18 protein-coding genes are annotated in these 24698 nt (G+C 66.6%); 4 read left to right on the forward strand and 14 right to left on the reverse strand.

Annotation, left to right across the window (positions count from 1 at the left end):
• The first annotated feature begins 44 nt into the window (after positions 1-44).
• The 4 genes from GEV01_RS27035 to GEV01_RS27050 are packed head-to-tail and all read left to right on the forward strand — an operon-like array spanning position 45 to position 4992.
• Positions 45-2195, forward strand: coding sequence for a peptidase domain-containing ABC transporter (locus GEV01_RS27035; protein ID WP_152808952.1), 2151 nt, complete (start codon positions 45-47; stop codon positions 2193-2195).
• A complete protein-coding gene (locus GEV01_RS27040) occupies positions 2168-3535 on the forward strand; it encodes an HlyD family type I secretion periplasmic adaptor subunit (protein WP_152808954.1) in 1368 nt (455 codons plus the stop codon). The genes GEV01_RS27035 and GEV01_RS27040 overlap by 28 nt, the downstream gene beginning before the upstream one ends.
• Positions 3532-4206 (forward strand): SGNH/GDSL hydrolase family protein, encoded by a 675-nt coding sequence (locus tag GEV01_RS27045; RefSeq protein ID WP_152808956.1) that lies wholly within the window; start codon positions 3532-3534, stop codon positions 4204-4206. Before GEV01_RS27040 ends, GEV01_RS27045 begins: the two co-directional genes overlap by 4 nt.
• A gap of 3 nt (positions 4207-4209) precedes the next feature.
• On the forward strand, positions 4210-4992 hold the full coding sequence (locus tag GEV01_RS27050) for a glycosyltransferase family 2 protein (protein ID WP_152808958.1): 783 nt from the start codon (positions 4210-4212) through the stop codon (positions 4990-4992).
• A gap of 1 nt (position 4993) precedes the next feature.
• Here GEV01_RS27050 and GEV01_RS27055 read toward each other — a convergent pair whose 3' ends face one another.
• The 14 genes from GEV01_RS27055 to GEV01_RS27120 form a co-directional block, all read right to left on the reverse strand.
• Positions 4994-6565: a glycosyltransferase gene (locus GEV01_RS27055; protein ID WP_152808960.1), complete on the reverse strand. Its 1572-nt coding sequence runs from the start codon at positions 6563-6565 to the stop codon at positions 4994-4996.
• A 13-nt stretch (positions 6566-6578) separates the two neighbouring features.
• Entirely contained in the window at positions 6579-7514 is a 936-nt protein-coding gene (locus GEV01_RS27060; protein WP_152808962.1) for an FkbM family methyltransferase, read from the reverse strand.
• A gap of 16 nt (positions 7515-7530) precedes the next feature.
• Positions 7531-8592 carry an NAD-dependent epimerase/dehydratase family protein gene (locus GEV01_RS27065; protein ID WP_152808964.1) on the reverse strand — a complete coding sequence of 354 codons (1062 nt, stop codon included), beginning with the start codon at positions 8590-8592 and terminating at the stop codon, positions 7531-7533.
• On the reverse strand, positions 8592-9647 hold the full coding sequence (locus tag GEV01_RS27070; RefSeq protein WP_152808966.1) for an NAD-dependent epimerase/dehydratase family protein: 1056 nt from the start codon (positions 9645-9647) through the stop codon (positions 8592-8594). The genes GEV01_RS27065 and GEV01_RS27070 overlap by 1 nt, the downstream gene beginning before the upstream one ends.
• Before the next feature lie 3 nt (positions 9648-9650).
• Positions 9651-10676: a 4-hydroxy-2-oxovalerate aldolase gene (gene dmpG / locus GEV01_RS27075; protein WP_152808967.1), complete on the reverse strand. Its 1026-nt coding sequence runs from the start codon at positions 10674-10676 to the stop codon at positions 9651-9653.
• Entirely contained in the window at positions 10669-11589 is a 921-nt protein-coding gene (locus GEV01_RS27080) for an acetaldehyde dehydrogenase (acetylating) (protein WP_152808969.1), read from the reverse strand. The genes dmpG and GEV01_RS27080 overlap by 8 nt, the downstream gene beginning before the upstream one ends.
• A 17-nt stretch (positions 11590-11606) precedes the next feature.
• Complete coding sequence (locus GEV01_RS27085; protein ID WP_152808971.1) at positions 11607-13439, reverse strand: thiamine pyrophosphate-binding protein; 1833 nt, start codon at positions 13437-13439, stop codon at positions 11607-11609.
• The gene (gene rfbH / locus GEV01_RS27090; protein WP_152808972.1) at positions 13439-14764 is read right to left on the reverse strand and encodes a lipopolysaccharide biosynthesis protein RfbH; all 1326 of its coding nucleotides are present in this window, start codon (positions 14762-14764) and stop codon (positions 13439-13441) included. Before rfbH ends, GEV01_RS27085 begins: the two co-directional genes overlap by 1 nt.
• A gap of 24 nt (positions 14765-14788) precedes the next feature.
• Positions 14789-15871 carry a CDP-glucose 4,6-dehydratase gene (gene rfbG / locus GEV01_RS27095; RefSeq protein WP_175023250.1) on the reverse strand — a complete coding sequence of 361 codons (1083 nt, stop codon included), beginning with the start codon at positions 15869-15871 and terminating at the stop codon, positions 14789-14791.
• Positions 15868-16641 (reverse strand): glucose-1-phosphate cytidylyltransferase, encoded by a 774-nt coding sequence (gene rfbF, locus GEV01_RS27100; protein ID WP_152808976.1) that lies wholly within the window; start codon positions 16639-16641, stop codon positions 15868-15870. The genes rfbG and rfbF overlap by 4 nt, the downstream gene beginning before the upstream one ends.
• Before the next feature lie 118 nt (positions 16642-16759).
• Positions 16760-19627 carry an O-linked N-acetylglucosamine transferase family protein gene (locus GEV01_RS27105; RefSeq protein ID WP_152808977.1) on the reverse strand — a complete coding sequence of 956 codons (2868 nt, stop codon included), beginning with the start codon at positions 19625-19627 and terminating at the stop codon, positions 16760-16762.
• Between the two features lie 31 nt (positions 19628-19658).
• Complete coding sequence (locus GEV01_RS27110; protein WP_152808979.1) at positions 19659-20756, reverse strand: SGNH/GDSL hydrolase family protein; 1098 nt, start codon at positions 20754-20756, stop codon at positions 19659-19661.
• Positions 20757-20761: 5 nt separating this feature from the next.
• Entirely contained in the window at positions 20762-23950 is a 3189-nt protein-coding gene (locus GEV01_RS27115) for an O-linked N-acetylglucosamine transferase family protein (protein WP_152808980.1), read from the reverse strand.
• Positions 23947-24687, reverse strand: a complete 741-nt coding sequence (locus GEV01_RS27120) for an N-acetyltransferase (protein WP_152808982.1) — start codon at positions 24685-24687, stop codon at positions 23947-23949. The genes GEV01_RS27115 and GEV01_RS27120 overlap by 4 nt, the downstream gene beginning before the upstream one ends.
• Positions 24688-24698 lie beyond the last annotated feature (11 nt).

Raw genomic sequence — 24698 nt, forward strand, 5'->3', positions numbered from 1 at the left:
GCACGATAGTGCGCTAATGCAAGCTTTTTTCATTAACCAGGCCTATGCACGATAAATTCCCCCACACCGCGATCCAGTGTCTGACTGCCATCGCGCAGCATCATGGTCTGCAAATCAATCCCGAGCGACTGATCGACGACTACGCGCTGCGCGCCGAGGAACCGGGCACCGGGGCCTTGCTGCGCATCGCCTCGGACATCGGCCTCAAGGCCAAGGCCGACAAGCTGACGTGGTCGCGCCTGATGGCGCAGGGCGGCGTGTTCCCGCTGATGGCGCGCCTGGTCGACGGCAATATGGTGATCGCGGTCGGCGTCAAGCCGGGTGACAACGGCGCCGAAGACCAGGTGGCCGTGCTCAACCCCGCCAACGCCAATGCCGCCGTGGTCATGGTCGGCCGCGCCGACTTCGAAAAGCGCTGGGGCGGCGACGTGCTGTTCATCAAACGCCAGCACAAGTTGAACGACCCCAACCAGCCGTTCGGCCTGCGCTGGTTCATCCCGGAAATCCTGAAACAAAAATCGGCGTTCCGCGACATCTTCATCGCCGCCATCGCCATGCAGCTGCTGGCGCTGGCCTCGCCGATCTTCTTCCAGCTGGTGATCGACAAGGTGCTGACGCACCAGAGCGTCACCACCTTGCAGGTGCTGGCGGTGGGCATCGTCGCCGCGCTGGTGTTCGACGCCACCTTCGGCTTCCTGCGCCAGACGCTGACGCTGGCCGCCTCCAACAAGATCGACATGCGCCTGACGCGCCGCGTGTTCAGCCACCTGCTGTCGCTGCCGATCGACTTTTTTGAAACCACCAGCGCCGGCGTGGTCACGCGCCACATGCAGCAGCTGGAAAAAATCCGCAGCTTCCTGACCGGCCGCCTGTTCTTCACCGCGCTCGACCTGATCGCGCTGCTGGTGTTCGTGCCGATACTGTTCAGTTACTCGTTCAAGCTGGCCATGATCGTGCTGCTGTTCGCCGGCATGATCGCGGCGGTGGTGATGGCCATGGTGCCGACCTTCCAGCGCCGCTTGAACGCGCTGTATTCGGCCGAGGGCCAGCGCCAGGGCATGCTGGTGGAAACCATCCACGGCATGCGTACCGTCAAGGCGCTGGCGATCGAGCCGTCGCAGCGCCGCATCTGGGACCAGCGCTCGGCCGAAGCCATCACCATGCACTTCCGCGTCGGCCAGATTTCCATCGCCGGCAACGCCGTCACCGATTTCCTCGGCAAGCTGCTGCCGGTCACGCTGATCGTGGTCGGCGCCGCCGACGTGTTCGACAGCACGCTGTCGGTGGGCGCGCTGATCGCCTTCCAGATGCTGTCCGGCCGCGTCACGCAGCCGCTGATCTCCATCGTCGGCCTGGTCAACGAATACCAGGAAACCGCGCTGTCGGTGCGCATGCTGGGCGAGGTGATGAACCGCGCGCCCGAAGGCCGCGCCGGCGCCAACGGCCTGCGTCCTATCCTGCAGGGCGAGATCCGCTTCGACGACGTCACCTTCCGCTACCCGGGCGCGCAGGCGATGGCGCTGGACAAGGCCCGCTTCACCATCGAGCCGGGCACGGTGGTCGGCATCGTCGGCCGCTCCGGCTCCGGCAAGACCACCCTGACCAAACTGATCCAGGGCCTGTACCCGGTGCAGGAAGGCATCGTCCGCTTCGACGGCATCGATGCCCGCGAGATCGAGCTGTCGCACCTGCGGCGCCAGATCGGCGTCGTGTTGCAGGAGAACTTCCTGTTCCGCGGCACGGTGCGCGAAAACCTGTCCGTCACCAAGCCGGACGCCACGTTTGAAGAGCTGGTCGAAGCGGCGGCCGCGGCCGGCGCCGACGAATTCATCGAACGCCTGCCGATGGGCTACGACACCGTGCTCGAAGAGAACGCGTCCAACCTGTCCGGCGGCCAGAAGCAGCGGCTGTCGATCGCCCGCACCTTGGTGGCCAAGCCGCGCATCCTGATCCTGGACGAAGCGGCCTCGGCGCTGGACCCGGAATCGGAAGCCATCTTCATCAGCAACCTGTCGCGCATCGCGGTGGGCCGCACGGTGGTGATGATCTCGCACCGCCTGTCGACGCTGGTCAACGCCGACAAGATCATGGTCATGCAACAGGGCCGGCTGATGGATGCCGGCCGCCACGAAGAACTGCTCACCCGTAGCGACACTTACCAGCACTTATGGAACCAGCAAACAAGTCACCTCTAAGCTTCAAGCGCCGCCGCAAGGACGAAACCGAAATCGAGTTTCTGCCCGACGCAGACGCCATCGAGCGCGGCCCGCTGCCGCGCTTCGTGCGCATCACGCTGCACGTGCTGCTGGGGGCGTTCGCCTTCTTCATCATCTGGGCCAGCGTCTCGCCGGTGGAGAAGATCGTCGTGGCCCACGGCCGCCTGGTCAATCCGCTGCCCAACATCGTGGTGCAGCCGCTGGACACGTCCATCATCGCCAGCATCGACGTGCGCGTCGGCCAGGTGGTGAAAAAAGGCCAGGTGCTGGCCACGCTGGACCCGACCTTCACCACCGCCGACGAGCAGCAGCTGCGCGTGCGCCTGAACAGCCTGAACACCCAGGCCGCCGGCCTGCGCGCCGAGCTGGCCGGCCAGCCGGGCGCCGTCACGAGCAGCGGCTCGACGCCGGACGCGCTGCTGCAAGCCCAGCTGTCGACCGAGCGCAAGGCCAACTTCGAAGCGCAGAAAAACAAGATGGACCAGAACATCGCGCGCCTGCAGCACGGCCTGGAAACCAACAAGCACGACCAGTCCATCCTGGCCCAGCGCGTCAAGTCGCTGCGCGAAGTGGAAGCCATGCAGGAGCAGCTGATGGCCGAGCAGTTCGGCGCCAAGATGCACCTGCTGGAAGCGCGCGACCGCCGCCTCGAAGTCGAGCGCGATATGGACTTGCAGCGCAACAAGGCGATCGAGATGGCCAGCGAGCTGGCCGCGGCGCAGTCCGAGCGCTCGGCCTTCGACAAGAGCTGGCGCCAGAAGGCCATGGAAGACTTGCTGAGCGCCACCCGCGACCGCGACGGCATCAACGAGCAGCTGGCCAAGGCCGACAAGCGCGCCAAGGCGATCCGCATGGTGGCGCCGGCCGACGGCGTGGTGCTGGAGATCGGCAAGCTGTCGGTGGGTTCCATCGTGCGCGAAGCCGAGCCGCTGTTCACGCTGGTGCCGCTGGGCGCGCAGCTGGAGGCCGAAGTGCAGATCGATTCGCTCGACATCGGCTACATCAAGCAGGGCGCGGTAGCCCACATCAAGGTCGACGCCTTCTCGTTCCAGCAGCACGGCATGCTGGAGGGTAAAGTGCGCACCATCAGCCAGGATTCCTTCAAGCGCGAGGCGGCCGACAAGAATGGCGGCGGCCTCGACGCCTACTACCTGAGCCGCATTCCCTACACCGGCAAGCTGAAGAAGATGACCGACGGCGCCCAGCTGCTGCCGGGCATGACGGTGTCGGCCGAAGTGGTGGTGGGCCACCGCACCGTGATGTCCTACCTGCTGTATCCGCTGACGCGGGCGATGGACGAATCGATACGCGAGCCATGATCCCCTACTATGCCGACAACAAGTTCGAGCTGCATGCGCTGCCCGAACTGCAGCAAGATCTGAAGATCGCCTTCATCGGCAACAGCCTGACCCTGCATGCGCCCAGCGCCGAGATCGGCTGGCCGCACAACCACGGCATGGCCGCCAGCCAGACCGGCAACGACTATGCGCACCAGCTGCTGCAGCTGCTGCGGCTGACGCCGGCCCAGGCCTATGTGCGCAACTTCTATCCCTTCGAGTCGGACACCGCGATCGCGGCCAGCCACATGCAGTCGCTGCAGGACGTGCTGGCGCGGCGGCCGCCGCTGATCGTGATCCAGCTGGGCGACAACATCGGCACCCAGGAGCAGCTCAACAGCTTCGCCCACAACCTGCAGCTGTTGGTGCACGCCGCCTGCGCCGCCAGCCCGAACGTGTTCTGCGTGTCGACCTGGTGGCAATCGCCGCCCAAGGATTATGTGATCGAGAAGGTGTGCGAGATCTACGGCGCCCACTATGTCCACATCGGCGACCTGTTCGGCAGTCCCGACAACCTCGACCGCGTGCAGCCCACCTATGCCCACGGCGGCGTCGAGGCCCATCCCAAGGACTGGGGCATGGCGCAGATTGCCGAACGCCTGTTCCGCGCCATCCTGGGCCGCCTGCTCGGCATGACGCCCACCGGAGCCTGAGCCATGTTCACCATCATCATCGCCACCCACGACCGTCCGCTGCTGCTCAAGCGCACGCTGGAATCGCTGATCGCCCAGACCTGCCAGGACTTCAACGTCATCATCGTGTCGGACACGGCCGGCTACCTGCCGCCCTACCAGGAGCTGACCCAGCTCGACGGCCGGTTCGACTACGTGATACGGCGCAGCGGCAAGAACGGCCCGGCCGCCAGCCGCAACCTCGGGCTGGCCTTCGCCGAGGGCGAGTACATCCTGTTCCTCGACGATGATGACACCTACCGGCCCGGCCACCTGGCGGCGCTGAAAGCGCGCCTGCTGCGCGACAAGCCGGAGCTGCTGTTCTGCGACTTCCAGGTGCAAAACGAAGACCGCACCGCCTATCCGCCGACCGCCTTGTCGACGCAGTCGATCTCGATCGCCGACGTCAGCTTCGACAGCATCTACGTGCGCAACCGCATACCGAACAGCTGCGTGGCCTACCGGCGCGACGTGCTGGCCGGCGTGCGCAACGAGGCCGATCTGATTTTGTACGAGGATTGGGATTTCCTGCTGGCCGCGATGCACGGCCGCAAGCTGCACCACCTGGCCACCGACGGCGTGGTGATCCACAAGAGCCAGGCCACCGCGCCCGAGAATATGCGGCGCGGTAATTCGCAGGACGACAAGATCGTCGAAGTGATGCTGCAGCTGTACCGCAAGCATCCGGCGCCGAACATGGCGACCCGCCAGGCCCGCCAGGCGCTGCTGGCCAGCGCCGGCGTGGTGCTGGACCTGGCCTACTTCTGACTTAGCCGGCCACGCCCATCAGCCGGTCGATGATGGCGTCCACATTGTCCAGCGTCAGCGCTTCATACAGCGTCTCGCGGCTTTGCAGGATGGCGGCGTCGCTGACCCTGGAATAATCGAGGCGCTGCATCTTCTCGACGATGGCCGGGTCGAAGCGGTGCTTGATGAACCTGGCCGGATTGCCGCCGACGATGGTGTACGGCGCCACGTTCTTGGTGACCACGCTGCCCGCCGCGACGATCGCGCCCTGGCCGATGGTCACGCCCGACATCACCAGCGTCTGGTAGCCTATCCACACATCGTCGCCCACCACGATCGCGCCCTTGGTCGACGATTCCAGCCCCTCGCCGAAATACTTGACCCGGAACGGATAGGTGGACACGCCTTCGTACGGGTGGTTCCCGCCCAGCATGAACTTCACTTCGCTGGCGATGGAGACGAAGCTGCCGATGCTCAGGCGCTCGGCGTCGCGGCCATAGGCCATGATGTTGAGCTCGCCGTACGTCATGCGGCCCACCGATACCTTGCCGAAGTCGAAGGCGCCGGCCGACATCAGCAGGTCGGTCTGGTTGTGCGGGTTGAGCGCGCGCCAGTAGGCGCGCTTCTGCTGTTCCAGCGACTGCTCGGGCGCCGCGGCCGGAGCGGGTGCAGGGGCGGGAGCGGGCACCGGCCGCGCCGGCACGTCGTGCGGCAAGCCCTTCAGAGCTTCGTAGAAGTAATCGTCGTGCAGGTAGTCCTGCATGTATTCGAAGAAGCCGGTCTTGTCGAAGGCGTTGTTGTGGTCGAAGTAGTAGGGGATGATGTGGCGCGTCAGGATCAGCCGCTTTTCCTGCTGGAACACGGCGTCGCTGAGCATGCCCGCGCTGACATACTCGCGCAGCAGGCCCAGGTAGTTGCGGCCGAACACCTCGGCGATGTTGTAGCCGCCCTTCTTGTGCACCGGCTTGCCGGTGAAGTAGATGCCGAACAGCGCGATCACGCGCTTGCCCTTGGCCAGCAGGCGGAACAGCACGTCGGTGTGGATCAGCTTGAGCTCGGGGTAGCGGACGAAGTTGTCCATCGCCTCGAATTCCTCGCGCCAGATGCCGAAGCCGCCCATCCAGGTCGAGAAGAAGGAGATCCGCGTGACGTACTCGTCCATGCTGGTCAGCACTTCGATCGGATTGCCCTGGTTCTGGTTGCCGTTGGTGAAGACGATGATGGGACGCTCGGCGGCGGTGGCGCGTATCACCTTGAGGATTTCCGCCAGCGTGCCGTCCAGCACTTCCAGGTTATCGTTGTGCAGCTTGAGGAACTTGCCGCTGGCCATCTTCAGCGCCGCCTCGAAATTCAGGTCGGGCAAGATCGTCACCGGGTGGCGGTGGTAGCGTATCTTGCCCGGGAAGGCGGCCAGGAAGCCGGCCACCACCTCGGTCGTGTGGTCGGCCGAGGCATTGTCCGAGACGATGATCTCGATCTCGTTTTCCTGCGAGAACACGGCCTGGCTGGTGATCGTCGCCAGGGTTTCGCGCAGCAGCTCGGCGCGGTTGTAAGTCGGGATGCAAATAGACAGCAGGATGCCGGATGGTTCCATCGTACTCTTTCAATTAAGCCGGTTGCACGTAGCGGCGCATCAGTTCCGCGTGGCGTTCAGGGTGCAGGAAGAAGAAGTTGTTCGGCACGGTGTGCTCGTCCATCGTGCCGAACGGCACCAGGCGGCCGCCCTGGGCGGTGAAGGACTGGTAGCCCAGGCCGCGGAACAGCGTGAAGATCTCGTTCGGATCGTAGTTGAACTTGGCCGACCACTTGCGCAGGATCTCGGCCAGCACGGCCGGCTTGTCGCGGGCGATGGTGTCGCGGCCGCCCTGGAACACCAGCAGCTCGGCGCCTTCGACGTCGCATTTGATGAAGTCGGCGCGGATGCCGGTTTCGGCGGTGTAGTCGTCCAGCGTGCGCACCTTGCACTGGGCGGTGGCGATGTCTTCGCGGCCGGTCAGGTTGACGGCCGAGGCGTTGCCCGAGCCCTCGGGGTAGTAGTAGTAGGTGAACTCGCCGGCCTGGTTGGACAGGCCGAAGTTGTGCGCCTTGACGTTGGCGGTGGCGTTGAGCGACAGGTTCACGCTCAGCGAGGCATACGTGGTCGGGATGGGCTCGAAGGCGTACACCCGCGTCTTGCGGCGCGAGGCGGCGATGTTGATCGAGTACCAGCCGATGTTGGCGCCGATGTCGAAGAAGTTGTCGCCGTCGGCGACCAGGTTCTCCATCATCGTCGATTCTTCTTTTTCGTAGTCGAAGAAGTTCAGCGTCTCGACCGGGGCGATGCGGAAGTCCACCGGGCTGCAGGCGATGCGTACGCCGCGGTCGCGCGAGGTCATGATCACGCGGCCGTCCTCGATCTCGATCTTCTTGACGTTGGTCTGCGCCAGGTAGGAGGAATAGTCGAACAGCTTGGCGTGGTGTTCCTCGAACATGGTGCGGATATAGCTCGCCTTGTCGATGGCGCCCGCTTGGAATTGGTCCAGGGTTGCGTTCAGTTTGATCATCTTGGCGTACTCGTGGTTAGATTAGGAAGGAATCGATGGTGCGGCGGAAGCCGTCCGCCAGGCCGGTTTGCGGCGCCCAGCCCAGCGCGGCGATCTTGTCGATCGACGGGCAGGAGCGGGCGATCTGGCTTTTCAGGTAGGCGTTGCCGTCCACCGGCACGGCGAAGCGGGTGGCGATGCCGCGTTCCGGATACAGGCCGGCCAGCAGCGTGGCAAGGTCGCGGATGGCGACTTCGGCATGCGGGTTGCCGACGTTGTAGGCGGCACCGCGCTCGCCCTTGAGCAGCACGGTCAGGAAGCCGATGGTGGCGTCGGCCAGGTAGCAGAACGGCCGCAGCGCGGCGCCGTCGCTGTTGAGGACGATGTCGCGCCTGGCCACCACGTCGGCGACGAAGTCGGCGAACACGCGGCCGTCGTCGAGCGCCATGCCGGGGCCGTAGGTGTGGAAGGGCCGCACCACGGTGGCGTGCAGGCCGTGCTGCGCGGCCCAGGCGGTGCACATGGCTTCGCCCATGCGCTTGCTCTCGCCGTAGCAGGCGCGCACATTCATCGGGTCCAGGTAGCCGTAGTCGGTTTCGGCCACCGCCTGCTGCGGGTCGCGCGGCACGCCGTACACCTCGCCGCTGCTGAAGAACAGGAAGCGCTCGGCGCCGGTCTGGCGCGCGTGCTCCAGCAGGTACTGGGTGCCGGCCGAATTGGCCAGCAGCGTGCCGACCGGGTCGACGCCGTAGTATTTGGGGCTGGCCTGGCTGGCCGCGTGGACGATGACGTCGGCGCGCGGAAAGCCGGCCGGCAGCGGCAGGCCGATGTCATGCTCGACCACGCTGAAATTGGGCAGTTGCAGGCAGCCGGACAGGCGCAGCGCGGCGCTGGCGGCCTTGCGCGCCACGCACACCACGCGCAGCTCCAGCGCGTGCGCCTGGCTGGCCGCCAGCAGCGCCTTGACCAGGTAGGCGCCCAGGAAGCCGGCGCCGCCCGTCACCAGCACGGTGCGGCCGCGCAGCGACTGCCATGGCAGATCGGCGGCGGCGATGCGCGCCAGGTCGGCCGCGATGACGGCGTTCGCTTCCAGCGCCATCAGCCGCGCGCCCCCGCCAGCCAGCGGTAGGTCTTGTCGATGGTTTGCTGCAGCGGCGAGCTTTCCTTCACGCCCAGGCGGCGCGCGGTGAAGCTGACGTCCGGGAACAGGTCGTCGTCCTTGCGCGGGCGGCCGGGCGCGGTGTTGAGCGCCACCCGCGGCTTGGGCGAGACGCGCTCGCCGATCAGCGCCACCAGTTCGTTGTGGCTGACCGGCGTGGCGCTGCCCAGGTTGTAGACTTCGCCGTCGGCGCCGTGCACCAGCGCGCACAGCGTCCACCAGGCGGCGTCGCTGCCGTACAGATAGCTGCGGCGCGCGCTGCCGTCGCCGTGGATGCGGATTTCGCCGCCGGTCAGCACGTCGCGCAGGAAGTTGTTGATCGCCCACGGACGGTCCAGCTCCTGGTAGGCGCCGGTCAGCGTGAACGGCCGCACCGTCGATACCGGCAGCCGGTACTGGCTGCGGTAGATCGCCGCCGTCATCTCGGCGGCGCGCTTGGCGTCGGCGTACACGGTGTTGAGCTGGCCCGAGACCAGCGGGAAGTAATCGTTCTCGGTCAGCGCGCCGGGGCGCTGCGGCGTGCCGGCCACCATGCAGGAGCTGACGTTGACGAAGCGGCGCAGGCCGTCCAGCTGCGAGGCCGCCTCCAGCGCGTTGGCGATGCCCGACACGGTGGTCTGGAACACCCGCAGCGGATCGGAGGCGTGCACGCGGTTGTTGGGGATGCCGGCCGCGTGGATCACATAGGTGGTGTTCTTGGCGAATTCAAACGAGGAGCGCACGTCCTGCGAGCGCAGGCGGATGTCGGCGCGGCCCGCCAGGTGCGGATACTTCTGCGGCCATTCGCTGACGTTGCGGGCGTACAGGTCGAGCGTGATGGCCAGCTGGTACTGGTCGTTCAGCGCGGCCACCAGTTCGGCGATCCAGGTGCCGAGGAAGCCGGTGCCGCCGGTGACGGCGATGTGCTGGCGCGCCAGCGCGGCGCGCACGTCGGGCTGGTCGGCGCAGGCGGCCAGGGCGTCCTGGCGCATTTCGGCGTAGCGTGGGTCGCTCATGGTTTAACCTTTCTGTGCTGCTGAATTTTTCTCGGCCAGGTCGCGCGCCACCTCGATGATCAGGCTTTCCTGCCCGGCCACCGCGTTGCGCTTGCCGAGGCCGAAGAAGATGTCGCGCGGGTCGACCTTGTAGTCCTCGGCGGCGCGCGCCACCGGCTTGGCGAAGCCGGAAAACACGCCGGCCAGGCCGGAGACGATGGACAGCGGCGAAATCGACGGCGCCACCGGATTGAATTCCTTCTCGGCGATGTCGGCGGCGTCGAGGATCTTGTACAGGTCGATGCCGGTGTCGAAGCCCAGGCGTTCGAACACCGCCACCAGCACTTCGAGCTGGGTGTTGCCGGCGCCGGCGCCGAAGCCGCGGATGGTGCCGTCGATGATGGTGGCGCCCTCGTTGACGGCGGTGACGGAATTGATCACCGCCATGCCCAGGTTGTTATGGCCGTGGAAGCCGACCGGGATGTTCAGGCCGTCGACCAGGGTGGCGATGCGTTCCTTGACGTCGTCCGGGAAGTAGGCGCCGGCCGAATCCATGATGACGATCGCTTCGGCGCCGTAGGATTCCATCTTGCGGGCTTCCTCCAGCAGCTGCGCCGGCGAGGCCATGTGGCTCATCATCAGCACGCCCCAGGCTTCCTTGCCGGCCTGGCGCACGTAGTGGATGTGGCGGTCGGTGACGTCGGCCTCGGTGCAGTGCGAGGCGATGCGGAACACGTCCACGCCCAGCTCGATGGCGCGCACCAGGTCTTTCTTGATGGTGCAGAAGCCGGGGATCACGTGGATGCCCAGGCGCGAGTTGTGCAGGTGCTGGCGCGAGACGGTCAGGATCTCGTCGTCGCTCAGCCGGCATTCGCCGACCAGCATCGACGATGCGCCCAGGCCGTTGCCGTGGCCGACTTCGACGATGGGCACGCGCGCCGCCTCGGCCGCCTGGCAGTAGGCGATGAAGGCTTCGCGGCTCAACTGGTGGCGCACCGCGTGGTTGCCGTCGCGCAGGGTCGGATCGCTGATCAGGATTTTCTTAGCCATGCTTGCGCTCCTCGTTGTGTTTGGCGTGCTGGCCGTGCTTGGCGACTGCGACCATTTCAGCCATGGCGATGGCGGCGCAGTTGATGATGTCCAGGTTGCCCGCGTACTGCGGCAGGTAGTCGCCGGCGCCCATCACCTTGATGGTGGTGACGACCTTGCCGCCCTCGATGGTCGGCGGCACGATCAGCTGGTAGCCGGGCACATAGGTCTTCAGTTGCGCCACCATGGCGTCGACCGAGGCGCGGATCGCCGGCAGGTCCGGGTTGGCGATCTTGGCGTAGATCGTGGTCTGCATGTCGATCGGCGGGTTGGCCGGGTTCAGGATCAGGATGGCCTTGGCGCGCTTGGCGCCGGAGAAGCGCTGCAAGGCTTCCTCGGTGGTCTCGATGTATTCGTCCAGGTTGGCGCGGGTGGCCGGGCCGGCGCTGCGCGAGGCGATGCTGGACGCCACTTCGACGTATTCGATGTCGGCGTGCACCTGGCCGATGGCGGCCGCGATCGGGATCGACGACTGGCCGCCGCAGGTGATCATGTTGATGTTGCGGCTGCCGGTGTCCAGGCAGGCCTGGGCGTTGATGGCGGGGATGCAGAACTCGCCCAGCTTGGCCGGGGTCATGTCGATCACGGTCTTGCCCAGCTTGTCCAGCGCGGCCCAGTGGCCGATGTGGGCCTGGGCCGAGGTGGCGTCGAACACCAGGTCGCAGATGGCGGGATCGGCGAGGATGGCTTCGATGCCGCGGTCGGAGATGGTCACGCCCAGCTGGCTGGCGCGCTTCATGCCGGCCGAGTTGAAATTGCGGCCGGCGAACAAGGTGCATACCAGATGTTTGGAGCGCATCACTTTGATCATCAGGTCCGTCCCGATATTGCCGGACCCGATGATGGCGATCTTCAGTTGCTCGGATGGTTTCATCAGCTTCACCTATTTCATTACAGCGTTTTGGACTTCTCGTGCATGCCGCCTATCATGGCCTGCTCCAGCACATCGCGCGGGATCAGCGGCGACAGGTCTTCCAGCGGCGGCGACACCAGCGTGCCGTCGGCGCGCGAGACCACGCCCAGCTTCGGCGAGAACAGCTGCTGCGGATGCATGAACACTTCGCAGATCACCGGGCCGGTGTGGGCCTGCACCTTGGCCAAGGTGGCGTCGCACTCGTCCCAGCCGCGGATCTGGTAGGCGGGGATGTCGAAGGCGGCGGCCAGCTTGGAGAAGTCGGGGCAGGACACGCCGGACTTGCGGTCGGTGCCGACGTAGTCCGACTTGAACAGCGACTTCTGCGTGTGCTTGATCATCAGGTAGCCGTCGTTGTTGAAGATGAACAGCTTGATCGGCAGGTTGTGGTGCACCATGGTCTGCAGCTCCTGCAGATTCATCATCATGCCGCCGTCGCAGTTCAGGCACATCACCTCGCCGCGGTCGTTGGCGAACGACACGCCCAGCGCGGCCGGCAGGCCGTAGCCCATCTCGCCCAGGCCGGTGGAGGTCATGAAGCGCTGGCCTTCCTTGAAGCGCAGCACCTGGTGGCCGCTCAGCAGCGCCGTGCCCATGTCGGTCACGACGACCTGGTCGTCCTTGAAGAAGCCGTTCAGGCGCTCCATGAAGCGGTAGGAGTTGATGAAGCCTTCCGGGTCCGCGTGCTCGGCGCCCACCCACGGGAACTGCTCCTCGTAGGCGCGGCACTTGGCGACCCAGTCGGCCTTCGAGGCGATGGCCGGCGCGGTGGCGGCGTTCAGGCGGGCCAGCAGCGCCTCGATGAAGATGCGGGCGTCGCAGACGATGGCTTCCTGCGTGCGCTTGGCGTGCTTGGCCGCTTCGTCGCTGTCGATGTCGACCACGTCGATGCGCGCCAGGCGGGCCAGTTCATTGAGGTCGTAGCCGACCTGCGGGATCGCCAGGCGGGTGCCGATGGCCAGCACGTAGTCGCTGTTCTGCAAGATGAAGTTGGCGGCGCGCTGGCCGTAGACGCCGGCGCGGCCGAACACCAGCGGGTGGCTGGAGTCGAGCATGTCGATGCCGGCCCACGACACCAGCGCCGGCGAACCGAGTTTTTCCAGCAGCGGCTTGAGCAAGCGCTCGCCGCCGGCCAGGCGGATGCCGTTGCCCAGCCAGAGCACCGGGCGCTCGGCCTTGGCCAAGGCGGCCAGCACGCTGTCCACCTGCGCGGCCACGGCCGGCGTCAGGTAGTCGGGCGCCGGCGGCGCGACGTAGTGTTCCAGCGTGGCCGGGTCGATGCGGCCGGCCTGGATGTCCATCGGGATCTCGATCCAGGTCGGACCCGGACGGCCTTCCAGCGCCAGGTGCACGCCTTTTTCCAGTTCGTAGACGGCGCGTTCCATCTTCGTCACGCGCATCTGGTACTTGCTGACGCGTTCCACCATCTGGCAGGAATCGTAGCCCTGCACGCCCCACATGCGCAGCGGGTTTTCCGGGAAGGTGAACTTGGAGTTCTCGTTGCCGGCGATGACGATGCACGGGATCGAGTCGGCCCACGCCGACACCACGCCGGTCACGCCGTTGGTCGAACCGGCGCCGGTGGTCAGCAGCGCGGCAGCGATGCGGCCGTTGGTGCGGTAGTAGGTCTGCACCGCCATGCACGCTGCCTGCTCGTGGTGGACGCAGACGATCTCGGTGTAGCCGCGGCGGGCGATGGCTTCGAACAGGTGCACATTGCCGGCGCCGATGATGCCGAAGGCGTGCTGGATGCCCAGGTTTTCCAGGGCTTCGGCCACCAGTTCGGCGACCTTGACTTTATTGTCTTGCATTAGAAGTTCACACCAAAGAAGGCTTCGAGTTTGTCGACCGTGAAGTCCAGCATTTCACGGGTCAGGCCGGGGAAGACGCCGATCCAGAAGGTGTCGTTCATCACGCGGTCGGTGTTGGTCAGTTCGCCGGAGACGCGGTAGTTGCGGCCGACCATGTAAGGCTGGCGCGTCAGGTTACCGGCGAACAGCAGGCGGGTGCCGATCTTGTGCTGGTCCAGGTAGGTCAGCAGGTCGACGCGCGAGACGTTCGCTTCAGGCTTGAGCGTCATCGGGAAACCGAACCACGACGGATCGGAATGCTCGGTCGCTTCCGGCAGGATCAGGAAGTCGGTGCACGATTGCAGCCGCTCTGTTAAATACGCGAAGTTGTCCTTGCGGGCCTGGATGAAGCCCGGTGCGCGGTCGATCTGCGCCAGGCCGCAGGCGGCCTGCATGTCGGTGATCTTCAGGTTGTAGCCCAGGTGGCTGTAGGTGTACTTGTGGTCGTAGCCCATCGGCAGCGTACCCAGGCACTGGCAGAAGCGCTTGCCGCAGGTGTTGTCCTTGCCCGGCGCGCAGTAGCAGTCGCGGCCCCAGTCGCGGAACGATTCGGCGATCATCTTCAGTTCGGCGTTGTTGGTGAACACCGCACCGCCTTCGCCCATCGTGATGTGGTGGGCGGGGTAGAAGGACATGGTGCCGATGTCGCCGAAGGTGCCGACCATCTTGCCGTGGTAGGTGGAGCCCAGCGCGTCGCAGCAGTCTTCGATCAGCCACAGATTGTGCTTCTTGCAGATCGCGGTGATCACGTCCAGGTTGTACGGATTGCCCAGCGTGTGGGCCAGCATGATGGCCTTGGTCTTCGGCGAGATCGCCGCTTCCAGCTTGGTCACATCGATGTTGTAGGTGCCCAGCTCGACGTCGACGAACACCGGGATCGCGCCGAACTGGATGATCGGGTTGACGGTGGTCGGGAAGCCCGCCGCCACGCCGATCACTTCATCGCCCTGCTGGATCGCGCGCGCGCCCAGCTTCGGCGAGGTCAGCGTGTTGAACGCGACCAGGTTGGCCGAGGAGCCGGAGTTCACGGTGATCAGGAAGTCCACGCCTATCATCTTGGCCAGCCTGGCTTCGAACTGGTCGTTGAAGCGGCCGGTGGTCAGCCAGGCGTCGAGCGAGGCTTCGACCATCAGTTCCATTTCCGGCGCGCCGACCACCTTGCCGGCCGGCGGGATCACCGTCACGCCGGGTTCGAAGGCCTTGGGCACGCTGGCCAGCGCGCCGTATTCGCCCACCAGCTTGATGATCTGTTCGCGGAGTTGTTCTTTGCTTTGTGCTTCACTCATGATTGCTGCCTTAAAGATGGTCGCTTAAAGATGTGCGGTGTTTTGATACGTGTCGATTTGCGCCAGCGTCAGCGCGCGCATGTCGGCGCCCCGGGCGTGGGCCTGGTGCCAGGCGACGATCATGTCGATGGTGTGGCCCAGGTGCCAGCGCGGCTGCCAGTGCAGGCGGCTGCGGGCCTTGGAGCAATCGAGCTTCAGGTAGTGCGCCTCATGCGGCTGCTGGCCGGCCTGCGGGTCCAGTTCCCAGCCGGCGCCGTCGCCCCAGCTTTCGCACAGGCGCGAGATGATCCATTCGACCGGGCGGGCGTCGATGTCGTGCGGGCCGAAGTTGAAGCCCTCGGCGAAATCCGCGCCTTGCAGGTACAGGTGTTCTGCCAGCGCCAGGTAGCCCGACAGCGGCTCCAGCACATGCTGCCAAGGGCGGATCGCGTGCGGGCTGCGGATGCGCACCGGCTTGCCGGCGGCGATGGCGCGCACCATGTCGGGGATCAGGCGGTCCTCGGCCCAGTCGCCGCCGCCGATCACATTGCCGGCGCGGCCGGAGCCCAGGCCGACGCCATGCTCGGCGTATTTTTCAGGATTGAAGAAGGAGGAGCGGTAGCCGGCCGTCACCAGTTCGGCGCAGGCCTTGCTGTTGCTGTAAGGGTCGTAGCCGCCGAAGGCTTCGTTCTCGCGATAGCCCCAGGCCCATTCCTTGTTCTCGTAGCACTTGTCGCTGGTGACGTTGACCACGGCCTTGATGCCGGGCGTGTTGCGCACCGCTTCGAAGAAATTCACCAGGCCCATGACGTTGGTGGCGTAGGTCTCCACCGGATTGGCGTACGAATAGCGCACCAGCGCTTGCGCCGCCATGTGGATGACGATCTCGGGCTGCGCCTTCGTCATCGCCTCGCGCAGGGCCGCGCCGTCGCGGATGTCGCCGATGATGGAGGTCATGCCGGCGCCGACTTGCGCCGTTTCGAACAGGCTGGGTTTGCTCGGTGCTTCGAGGGCGTAGCCGGTGACATGGGCACCCAGTTGCTGCAACCACAGGCTCAGCCAGCTCCCCTTGAAACCGGTGTGCCCGGTCAGGAATACACGCTTGCCGTGCCAGAAGGATGGATTCATGGCCATCGCTTCCAAGGGGCCTTGCCGCTTTCCCACAGGTCTTCCAACAGGATCTTGTCGCGCAGCGTGTCCATCGGCTGCCAGAAACCGTGGTGGTGGAAGGCGTCCATCTGGCCTTCCTTGGCCAGTTTTTCCATCGGCTCTTTTTCCCAGGTGGTGCTGTCGTCGGCGATGTAGTCGATCACTTTCGGCGACAGCACGAAGTAGCCGCCGTTGATCCAGGCGCCGTCGCCCTGCGGTTTTTCCTTGAAGCTGACGATGCGCTGGCCGTCGATGTCGATGGCGCCGAAGCGGCCCGGCGGCTGCACGGCCGTCATCGTGGCCAGCTTGCCGTGCTGTTTGTGGAAGGCGATCGAGGCGGTGATGTCGATGTCGGACACGCCGTCGCCGTAGGTGAAGCAGAAGGCTTCGTCGTTCTCGACGTACTGGCGCACGCGCTTGAGGCGGCCGCCGGTCAGGGTGTCGGAGCCGGTGTCGATCAGCGTGACTTTCCAGGGTTCGGCGTGGCGCTCGTGCACTTCCATGCTGTTCTTTTGCAGGTCAAAGGTGACGTCCGAAGTGTGCAGGAAGTAGTTGGCGAAGAACTCCTTGATCACGTAGCCGCGGTAGCCGCAGCAGATGACGAAGTCGTTGATGCCGTGAGCGGAGTAGCTCTTCAGGATGTGCCACAGGATAGGCTTGCCGCCGACTTCCACCATCGGCTTAGGCTTGACCGTGGTCTCTTCGCTGAGCCGTGTGCCCAGTCCACCAGCCAGTATGACTGCTTTCATGCTATCCCCGATTATTTTGAGTTGACGCAGGCTACATTATCTATTGCGCCCGGGCTATTTTAAACGAAAAGCAGGGGGTATTTGGTGCCGCAGACTGGGCGATGGCGATTTACCACAGTTATTGCGCCAGCAGGAGCTGATAGCCAATTCGCATGGTGCGCTGCAGCGCGTCGACCAGCTGCGGCCGGTGGACGGCGCTGGCGGCCAGTTGTGTGTGATGGGTGGAAACGAGTGTGTTCAATTCGGCTAGACGAGCGGACAACAGCTGCTGGAAGCGGCCGTCCGGTTCGAAGCGGTGGCCGTGGGCGTGGGCCTGGTACAGCAGCTCCAGCGCTTCGATGCCGGCCTCCAGCTGGGCCAGCGGCGTGGCCGGCACGGCGGGCGCGGCGCGGTAGCTCGACAGCGGCTGCGGCAGGTAGACGTAGTCGCCGCCGGCCAGCGCGGTCAATGCGGTGGCGACGTTGGCGCGGTCGGTGTAGGGGCGTTCATGATAGTGACCGAAGGCCATGCCGATGCTGGCGCGCTTGAACAGCAGGGCGCCGGGGGAGCAGACGGTGGCGGCGCCGCCGCTGTCGCCGCTCAGCAGCAGGTTGGCCAGCGAGCCGCCGCCGACCACGATCTCGGTGGCGAACAGCGGCGCCACCGGCAGCGCCTGGCCGTCCGGCGCGCGCGGCTGGCGCCAGCTGGCCACCAGGCTCACCTGCGGGTGGTCGAGGAAGTAGGGCAGCATGACGGCGATCTTGTCGGGCGCCAGCGTGTCGCCGGACGGGGCGACGGCGATGTAGGCGCCCAGGGCCAGCGCCAGGCAGTGGTTGAGGTTGTCCAACGGGGCCAGGCCGGGCGCGTGGGCGTAGCGCAGGCGGCGGTGGGTTTTCAGGTGGGGCTTGAGCAGGGCGCGGCAGGCGCCGTCGGGGCTGCTGTCGCTGACGATGATTTCGCAGTTGGCCCAGGTTTGCGCCAGGGCGCTGAGCAGGGTGGTTTCCAGCGGCAGCGGATCGTCGGCGGCGATCAGGATGCTGACCAGCGGCGCCGGCGCGTCGTCGTTCCCGCGCAGGCGGGACGGTCCGCCGCTGCGGTCCATGCTGCGCTGGCCGGGACGCGACGTATGGATTCCCGCCTGCGCGGGAACGACGGGGGTGGCACCCTTGGCGATCCGCAGGTACAGCTGTTCCAGGTCGCACACCAGTTGCGGCGTGTCGAACAGCGGCACCGTGTCGCGGTGCTTGCGCAGTCGGTTGCGCAGCCGCGCCAGTTCCTTGGGCCGTTCCGCCAAACGCACCGCGCGTGTTTCGTATTTTTTCTCGCTGGCCGTCACCAGCTCCGGCAGTCCGGCCGCATGCAGCAGGCTGGCGCTGGTGCGGCTGGCGCTGCAATGGCCGGTGCTGGTCAGCAGCGGCAGGCCGGCCCACAGCACGTCGCCGGCCATGGCGCCCGCCGCATAAGGCGCGGTGTCGAGGAACAGGTCGGCGGCCTGGTAGCGGGCCATCTGCTGCTCCGGCGCGGCCGGATCGGCAAAGCACAGCCGCTCGCTGGGTATGCCGCGCTGCATGGCCGCCACCCGCAGGTTGTCGCGCACCTGCTCGCCGGCCGCTTGCAGCCACAGCACGCTGTCCGGCACCTGGTGCAGGATGCGCATCCAGGTGGCGTAGCGTTCCGGCGTGATCTGCTCCGGCGCGCTGAAGCAGCAGTAGACGAAGCCCGGCTCCGGCAGGCCGTACGCGGCGCGCGCACCGGATGTGGATGCGGGCGGCAGCGGGCGCTGGCGGTCCTGCGGCTGGTAGCAATGCGGCAGGTACAGCGGCTGTTCCGTGTAGTGCGGCGCCAGTTCCGGCGGCAGCGTGACGGCGTCGGCCAGCACGTAGTCGGTGGCGGCCATGGCGCTGGTGCCGGGCTGGCCCAGCCAGGCGATCTGCACCGGCGCCGGCCGTTGCAACAGGATGCCGGGCCGCGCGCCGGGCAGGCGGCCGTGCAGGTCGACCAGGATGTCGATCTCGTGCGCGCGTATCGCCTGCGCCGCCTGGGCGTCGCTGAGCGTGGCGATCGGCACGTGCAAGTCCATGCCGCGCAGCAGGCGCTGGCGCAGGGCCGAGCCGTCCTCCGGCGTCCAGCAGAAACCGTAGACTTCGATCTGCTCGCGGTTGTGCAGCTCGAACAGCTCCGCCAGCATGCGGCCGATGGGTTGCGCGCCGAAGCCGTTGGACAGGTAGCCGATACGCAGCTTGCGGTGGGTGTAGCCGTCGCCGTCGGCCAGCGGCGACGGGGCCGGCGGCTGCGTGGCGCGCACTTCGCGCTGCGCCGCCGCCAGTTGCCGGGCCGGATCGTCGCTCAAACTCAGCATCGCCAGCGCCGAGGTGGCGTGGCGCAGCGCGCTCTCGCTCAGGCCGGGCACGAAGCCATACACCGGCCACGCGCACAGCTTCAGCCGCAGGTTCAGCCACAGTGGCGCGATCAGGGTTTGCCTGGGGTCGAGTTGCAGGCTGTGCAGCAGCGCCTGCTCGGCCTGCGGCAGGTCGCCCAGCGCTTCGGCCAGCCTGCCGATGTTGTTGTACAGCCGTATCTGCAAGGCTGGCGAGGCGGCCGAGGCGTTGTCGAGATCGTCGAGCGCTGCGCGCCACTGCGCCAGCGCCGCCTCCGGCTGGCGGCGGCGTTCCAGCAGGCCGCCCAGGCCCAGCTGGCTTTCGGTGAAGCCCGGATGCAGTTTCAGCGATTGGCGGTAGCCGCGTTCGGCGCCGGCTTCGTCGTCCGTTTGTTGCAGCAGCACGGCCAGGTTGTACCAGGCCACGTATTCCAGCGGCGAATCGCAATGCTCCAGCCACAGCTGGTACAGCGAGATGGTTTGCTCGGTCTTGCCCTGCGCCGACAGCAGGCTGGCCAGGCCGATCAGGTCGATGATGGCCAGCTCGCCCAGCTGCGCCAGCGCCAGCGCCAGCGTTCCGGCTTCGGCCAGGTTGCCGGCGGCCATGGCTTTGTGCAGTTGCTGGGACATGGGCGGGCTCCTGGCGGCGGAGAGGGGGAGGTTAAGGCTGCTCGACCAGCATCAGCACGCCGACCAGGTCGAGGTGGCGTTCCGGCGCATCCGGCCGGCCGCCGGCATAGCAGTCGAAGCCGGTCTGGGCGCCGCCGGCCTGCTCCGGCACCGACACCGCCAGCCGGCTGGCGCCGTAGCGCCGCAGCAGGCTGTGGCTCCACAGCAGCGGCAGCGGGATGCTGGAGTAGACGAAGGGCAGCGTCTCGGTATCGGCGTGGCGGGTGGCGACGCGCGAGTTGAAGACAAGGCCGTCGTCGCTGCTCAACTCCAGTTGCAGCGCATCGTGCTGCGGATCGGATTTCAGGAACAGCGCCAGCGGGAACATCTCGCTGTTCAGTTCCAGCCGGCTGCCCGGCAGCATGCGCAGGTAGTCCAGCTGCATCAGGCGGTTGCCGGTATGGGCGCGCTGCACCGGCCCGCTGGTGAACTGCTCCAGGTTGACGCCGGGCAGGTACATCGCCTGCAAGCGCGTGAACGGCGACACGGTTTGCAGGCGCGCCACCGTGGCCGTCAGCGGCTCGGCGTTCTGCGCCTTCAGCGTCAGCAGCCGCTGCGCGACGATGGCGCCGACGATGGAGGTGGCGTGCGGCGTGTCGTAGTGGGCCGGGTCGCGGTACAGCCAGGCCGGCGCGCGGCCCAGGAACAGCCCCGACAGCGCGGCGCGCACGTCGATCACCGGCAGGGCCAGTTCCTGGAAGGCGCGGATCTGCGCATCGTAGATCGGATGCGGCGCGGCCGACGAGAAATGCTGCTGCTGCGCCAGCACCAGCGGCACGAAGGTGGCGGTCGGATACAGCTGGGCTGCGGCCTTGAGCAGCAGGTGGAAGCAGAACAGCCACGAGTCGGCGCCGCCGGGGCGGGGCGCGAAGTGGCCGGTGTCGTTGATCGAGTACTCGTACAGCACCACGTCCACCGGCGTGCCGGCATAGGTTTCGTACAGCCGGCCGATGGCCGACAGCGAGGTGGTGGCGCCGACCGAAATCTGGATGATCTCGGCCTCCGCATAACCTTGCAGCGACTGCGCCAGATGGGTGACGTAGCCGTCCTTGAGCAGCGAGTTGGAACCGCCGATGATCAGTATTCTCATGGCGATCAGGCCGGCACGGCGGTGACGATGTAGCGCTGCGCCAGCGCATCCTGCATGGCCAGCTCGGGATCGCTGCCGCTGGCCTGGGCCAGCTGGCGCAGGATGGGCAGGAACACCGCGCTGCCAGGCTCGTTGAACACCACCGGGATGCCGCCGCTGAGGCTGAAGCCGCTCTGCTGCAGCAGTTCCAGCAGCGAGCCGCGGGTGAAGGCGTGCAGTTCGTCCGGTTGCAGCACGCCGTCGGCGCGGTAGCGGAAGTCGCCCATATTCAGCCGCACCTGCGTGCTCCAGTGCTGCAGGTTGCGCACCGACAGCACCAGCGTGCCGCCCGGCGCCATGCTGGCGCGGATGGACTTGAGCAGCGCCCACGGATCGCGCACGCGTTCCAGCGCGCCGTCCAGCACCCAGCAGTCGGCCTGCGCCAGCTGGCGTTCGCGCTGCGGGTCCGGGGTTTCGATGTCCTGGCTGTAGACGAAGTCGCAGTGCGCGCGCGCCTGCTCGGCGGCGATGGCGTCGCGCTCGATGCCGGTGTAGTTGCACAGCGGGTGGCGCTGCTTGTAAGCCTTGGCGAAGGCGCCGTCGCCGCAGCCCAGCTGCACCACCTTGACGGCGGCCGGCATGAAGTCCAGCAGCTGCTGGTTGATCTGCACCGTGGCCGCCGGCTTGTCGTAGTGGTAGCCGCCGGTGCGGCGCACCGTGCCCTGCCAGTCGTGGCGGATGAAGATGCGCTGAGCCGGCTGGTCGCTGAAATCGTTGTTGACCCACGCGATGTTGCGCATCAGCTGGTCGCTCTTGCCTGCTTGCGCCATCGCCACCATGGACGGCAGCATCGGTGCGCCGTGCTTGACCGGCAGCGGCCACTGGCGCACCACCTCGATGTTGGTCAGCATGCAGGCCGGATGCAGATACGGCATGCTGCCTTCACCGTAGGGTTGGCCTTCCGCGTTGACGGGCGTGACGTTGCCGACGCCGTACATATGCGGTTCCAGGTTCTCCACCATCGATTCGAGGAAGCCGCGCTTGAGGATCTCGACGTCGGAATCGAGGAACAGCACGCGGCCCGACAGCTCCAGGTTCTCGATCGCCCACGCCATGCCGGGGCCGTGGTGGATGTTGTAGCCGAAGGGGATGAAGCGCACGCCCTGGTACTGGGCGGCGATCGGCGCGATCTGCTGGGCGATCTCCGGCGCCGAACCGTCGATGATGGTGATCGGGTTGTGCGGGTAGAACTGGCGGAAAGTGCTCAGCAGCGAGGCGATCAGGTCGGGTGCGTTGTAGGACACCGCGATCATCGGAATCTGGTCGATATTCATGGCTGCTTTCGTGGTGTTGGTTGGCGCGGCGTTCTGCGTGGCGGCCTGCATTGCGGCTGGCCGCGCCACGCGCTGCATGGCCGCTTCCAGGTTGCGCACCAGGCGCGGGGTGTCGAACAGGGCGCTGCCCAGGCGGTTGTCGATGAGCTGGCGCTTCATGGCGGCGATGCTGGCCGGGTCGTTGGCCAGCGCGACCGCCTTCTCTTCGTAGTCGGCGAAGTTGTAGGTGATCAGCTGCGGCAGGTCGACCGCGCGCAGCAGGCTGCCCGCCATGCGCGACGCGAAGGTCGGGCCGGCGCAGGTCAGCAGCGGCAAGCCTGCCCACAGCGCATCGCTCGCGGTGGTGCCTGCATTGAACGGGTAGGTGTCCAGGAACAGGTCGGCCAGCTGGTAGCGCGCCAGGTAGTCGGCCGGCAGCGCGCGTTCGGCGAAGATCAGCCGGTCGGCAGCTATGCCCGCTTCGGCGGCGTGGCGTTTCAGGTTGTCGGCCACCAGCGGCGTGTCGGCCACCAGCCACAGCACGCTGCCCGGCACGCGGCGCAGGATGTTCATCCAGTGCGCGAACAGCTCGGGCTTGAGCTTGTAGCTGTTGTTGAACGAGCAGAAGACGAAGGCGTCTTCCGGCAGCTTGACGCTGGCGCGGGTCGGCTTGTTGCCGATCAGGCGCTGGCGGTCGTTGATCTGGAAGGTGTCCGGCAGGTGCAGCGGTTGCTCGGTGAAGTCCTTCTGCATTTCCGGAGTGATCAGGAATTCGTCGGCGATCACGTAGTCGATGCCGGGCAGGCCGGTCGTGCCGGGGAAGCCCAGCCACGTCATCTGCACCGGCGCCGGGCGGTAGGCCAGGATCTGCGGACGCGCGCCGGAGGTCAGGCCGTGCAGGTCGACCAGGATGTCGATCTCGTGCGAGCGGATCAGCTGCGCGGCCTGCTGGTCGCTCAGCGCGTGTATCGGAATGTAGTGGTCCATGCCGGCCTTGACGCGGGCGCGCAGCGGCGAGCCGTCTTCGCGGCTCCAGCTGAAGGCATAGACCTCGAACTGGCTGCGGTCGTGCAGGCCGTACAGCTCGGCGGTCAGGATGGACACGGCGTGCGAGCACAGGTCCGACGACAGATAGCCCACACGCAGGCGCTCGTGGCCGTAGCTGGAGCCCTGGCCTGCGGGCCCGGTCAGCGACGCCACGCTGGTGTCGATCTTTTCGGCCACGAAGCGGGCGGCGGCGGCGGCTTGCAGCGCCGGGTCGTCGGTCAGGCTCAGCATCGCCAGCGCCGAGGCGCCGTCTTCCATCTGCTTGCGGCTGATGTGCGGCAGGCCGGCCCAGGTCGGCCAGTGGCATTGCTTCTGGCGCAGGTGCACCCAGTGCGTCATCACGTGGGGCTGGTCCGGTTCCACGGTCAGGCTTTGCGCCAGCATGGCTTCCGCTTCGGGATACTGCTTCTGGATTTCCAGCAGGCGGCCGAGATTGTTCAGCGTTTGCAGGTACTGCGTGCGGCTGGCTTTCTGGTCGATCTTGACGGCCGGGCCGAGGATGGTGCGCCACATCGCCAGCGCTTCCTCGGGCTGGCCCTGGCGTTCCAGCAGCGTGCCGAGATTGAGCCGGCCCTCGACGAAGCGCGGATGCAGGGCGATGCACTTGCGGTAGGCCGCTTCGGCGCCGGCATCGTCGGAGTCGGCGGCCAGCAGCGCGCCGAGGTTGAACCAGGCCGCGTACGCCAGCGGCTGGCGCGCGCCGTGCTCGATCCAGCAGCGGTACAGGGCGATCGCCTGCTGCGGCTGGCCCTGCTTTTGCAGCGCGGCGGCGGCGTCGAACAGCTGCGGGATCGTCATGTTGCCGCGTCCCGCCTGCTTCATCCACTGGGCGTAGGGTGTGCCGGCGCCGCTCATGGTTGCGCCGCGTCCCAGCCGGCGGTGATGTCGGCCGGATAGCCGCGCTTGAAATGCGTGGTCCACGGATAGGCCGGATCGCCGCTGCCGTCCTTCAGTTTGATCTTGCTGGCGTCGCACAGGAATTGCGCCGGATTGCCGGCCACCACCGTGTGCGGCGCGACATCGCGGTGCACCTTGCTGTGCGCGGCCACCAGCGCGCGCTCGCCCACGGTCACGCCCGGCAGTATCACCGACATCGCGGCGATGGCGGCGTAGTCGCCGATGGTGGCGCCGACCAGCACATTGCTCGGCGGATGGGGATCGTTGGTCAGCACCACATACGGCAGCAGCCAGACGAAGTTGCCGACCTTGGACATCTTGCCGATGAAGACGTTGGACTGGCAGCGCACGTAGTCGCCGATGACGCAGTCGCCCTGGATATCGTTCATGGTGCCGATCTGCAAGGCGACGCCGGCCACGGTTTTCTCGCGCACCACCACGCGGTGGCCGGTGACGAGCTTGTCGCCGAAGCGCGAGCCTTCGTAGAACACCGAATGCGAGCGGATGCGCGCGCCGGCGCCGATCACCAGCGGCTGGCCGTCGGCCAGCGGAGTCGGATAGCCGATCTCGCAGTAACTGTCGATGACCGAGCCGGCGCCGATCTCCACGTTGTCATGGATGATGGTGAACGGGCCGACGCTGACGCCGTCCCCCAGCTTGGCCTTGGGCGAGACGATGGCGCTCGGATGAATCATGTCGTTTCCTG

The sequence above is a fragment of the Rugamonas rivuli genome (assembly GCF_009380165.1).
Taxonomy (GTDB): Bacteria; Pseudomonadota; Gammaproteobacteria; order Burkholderiales; family Burkholderiaceae_D; genus Rugamonas; species Rugamonas rivuli.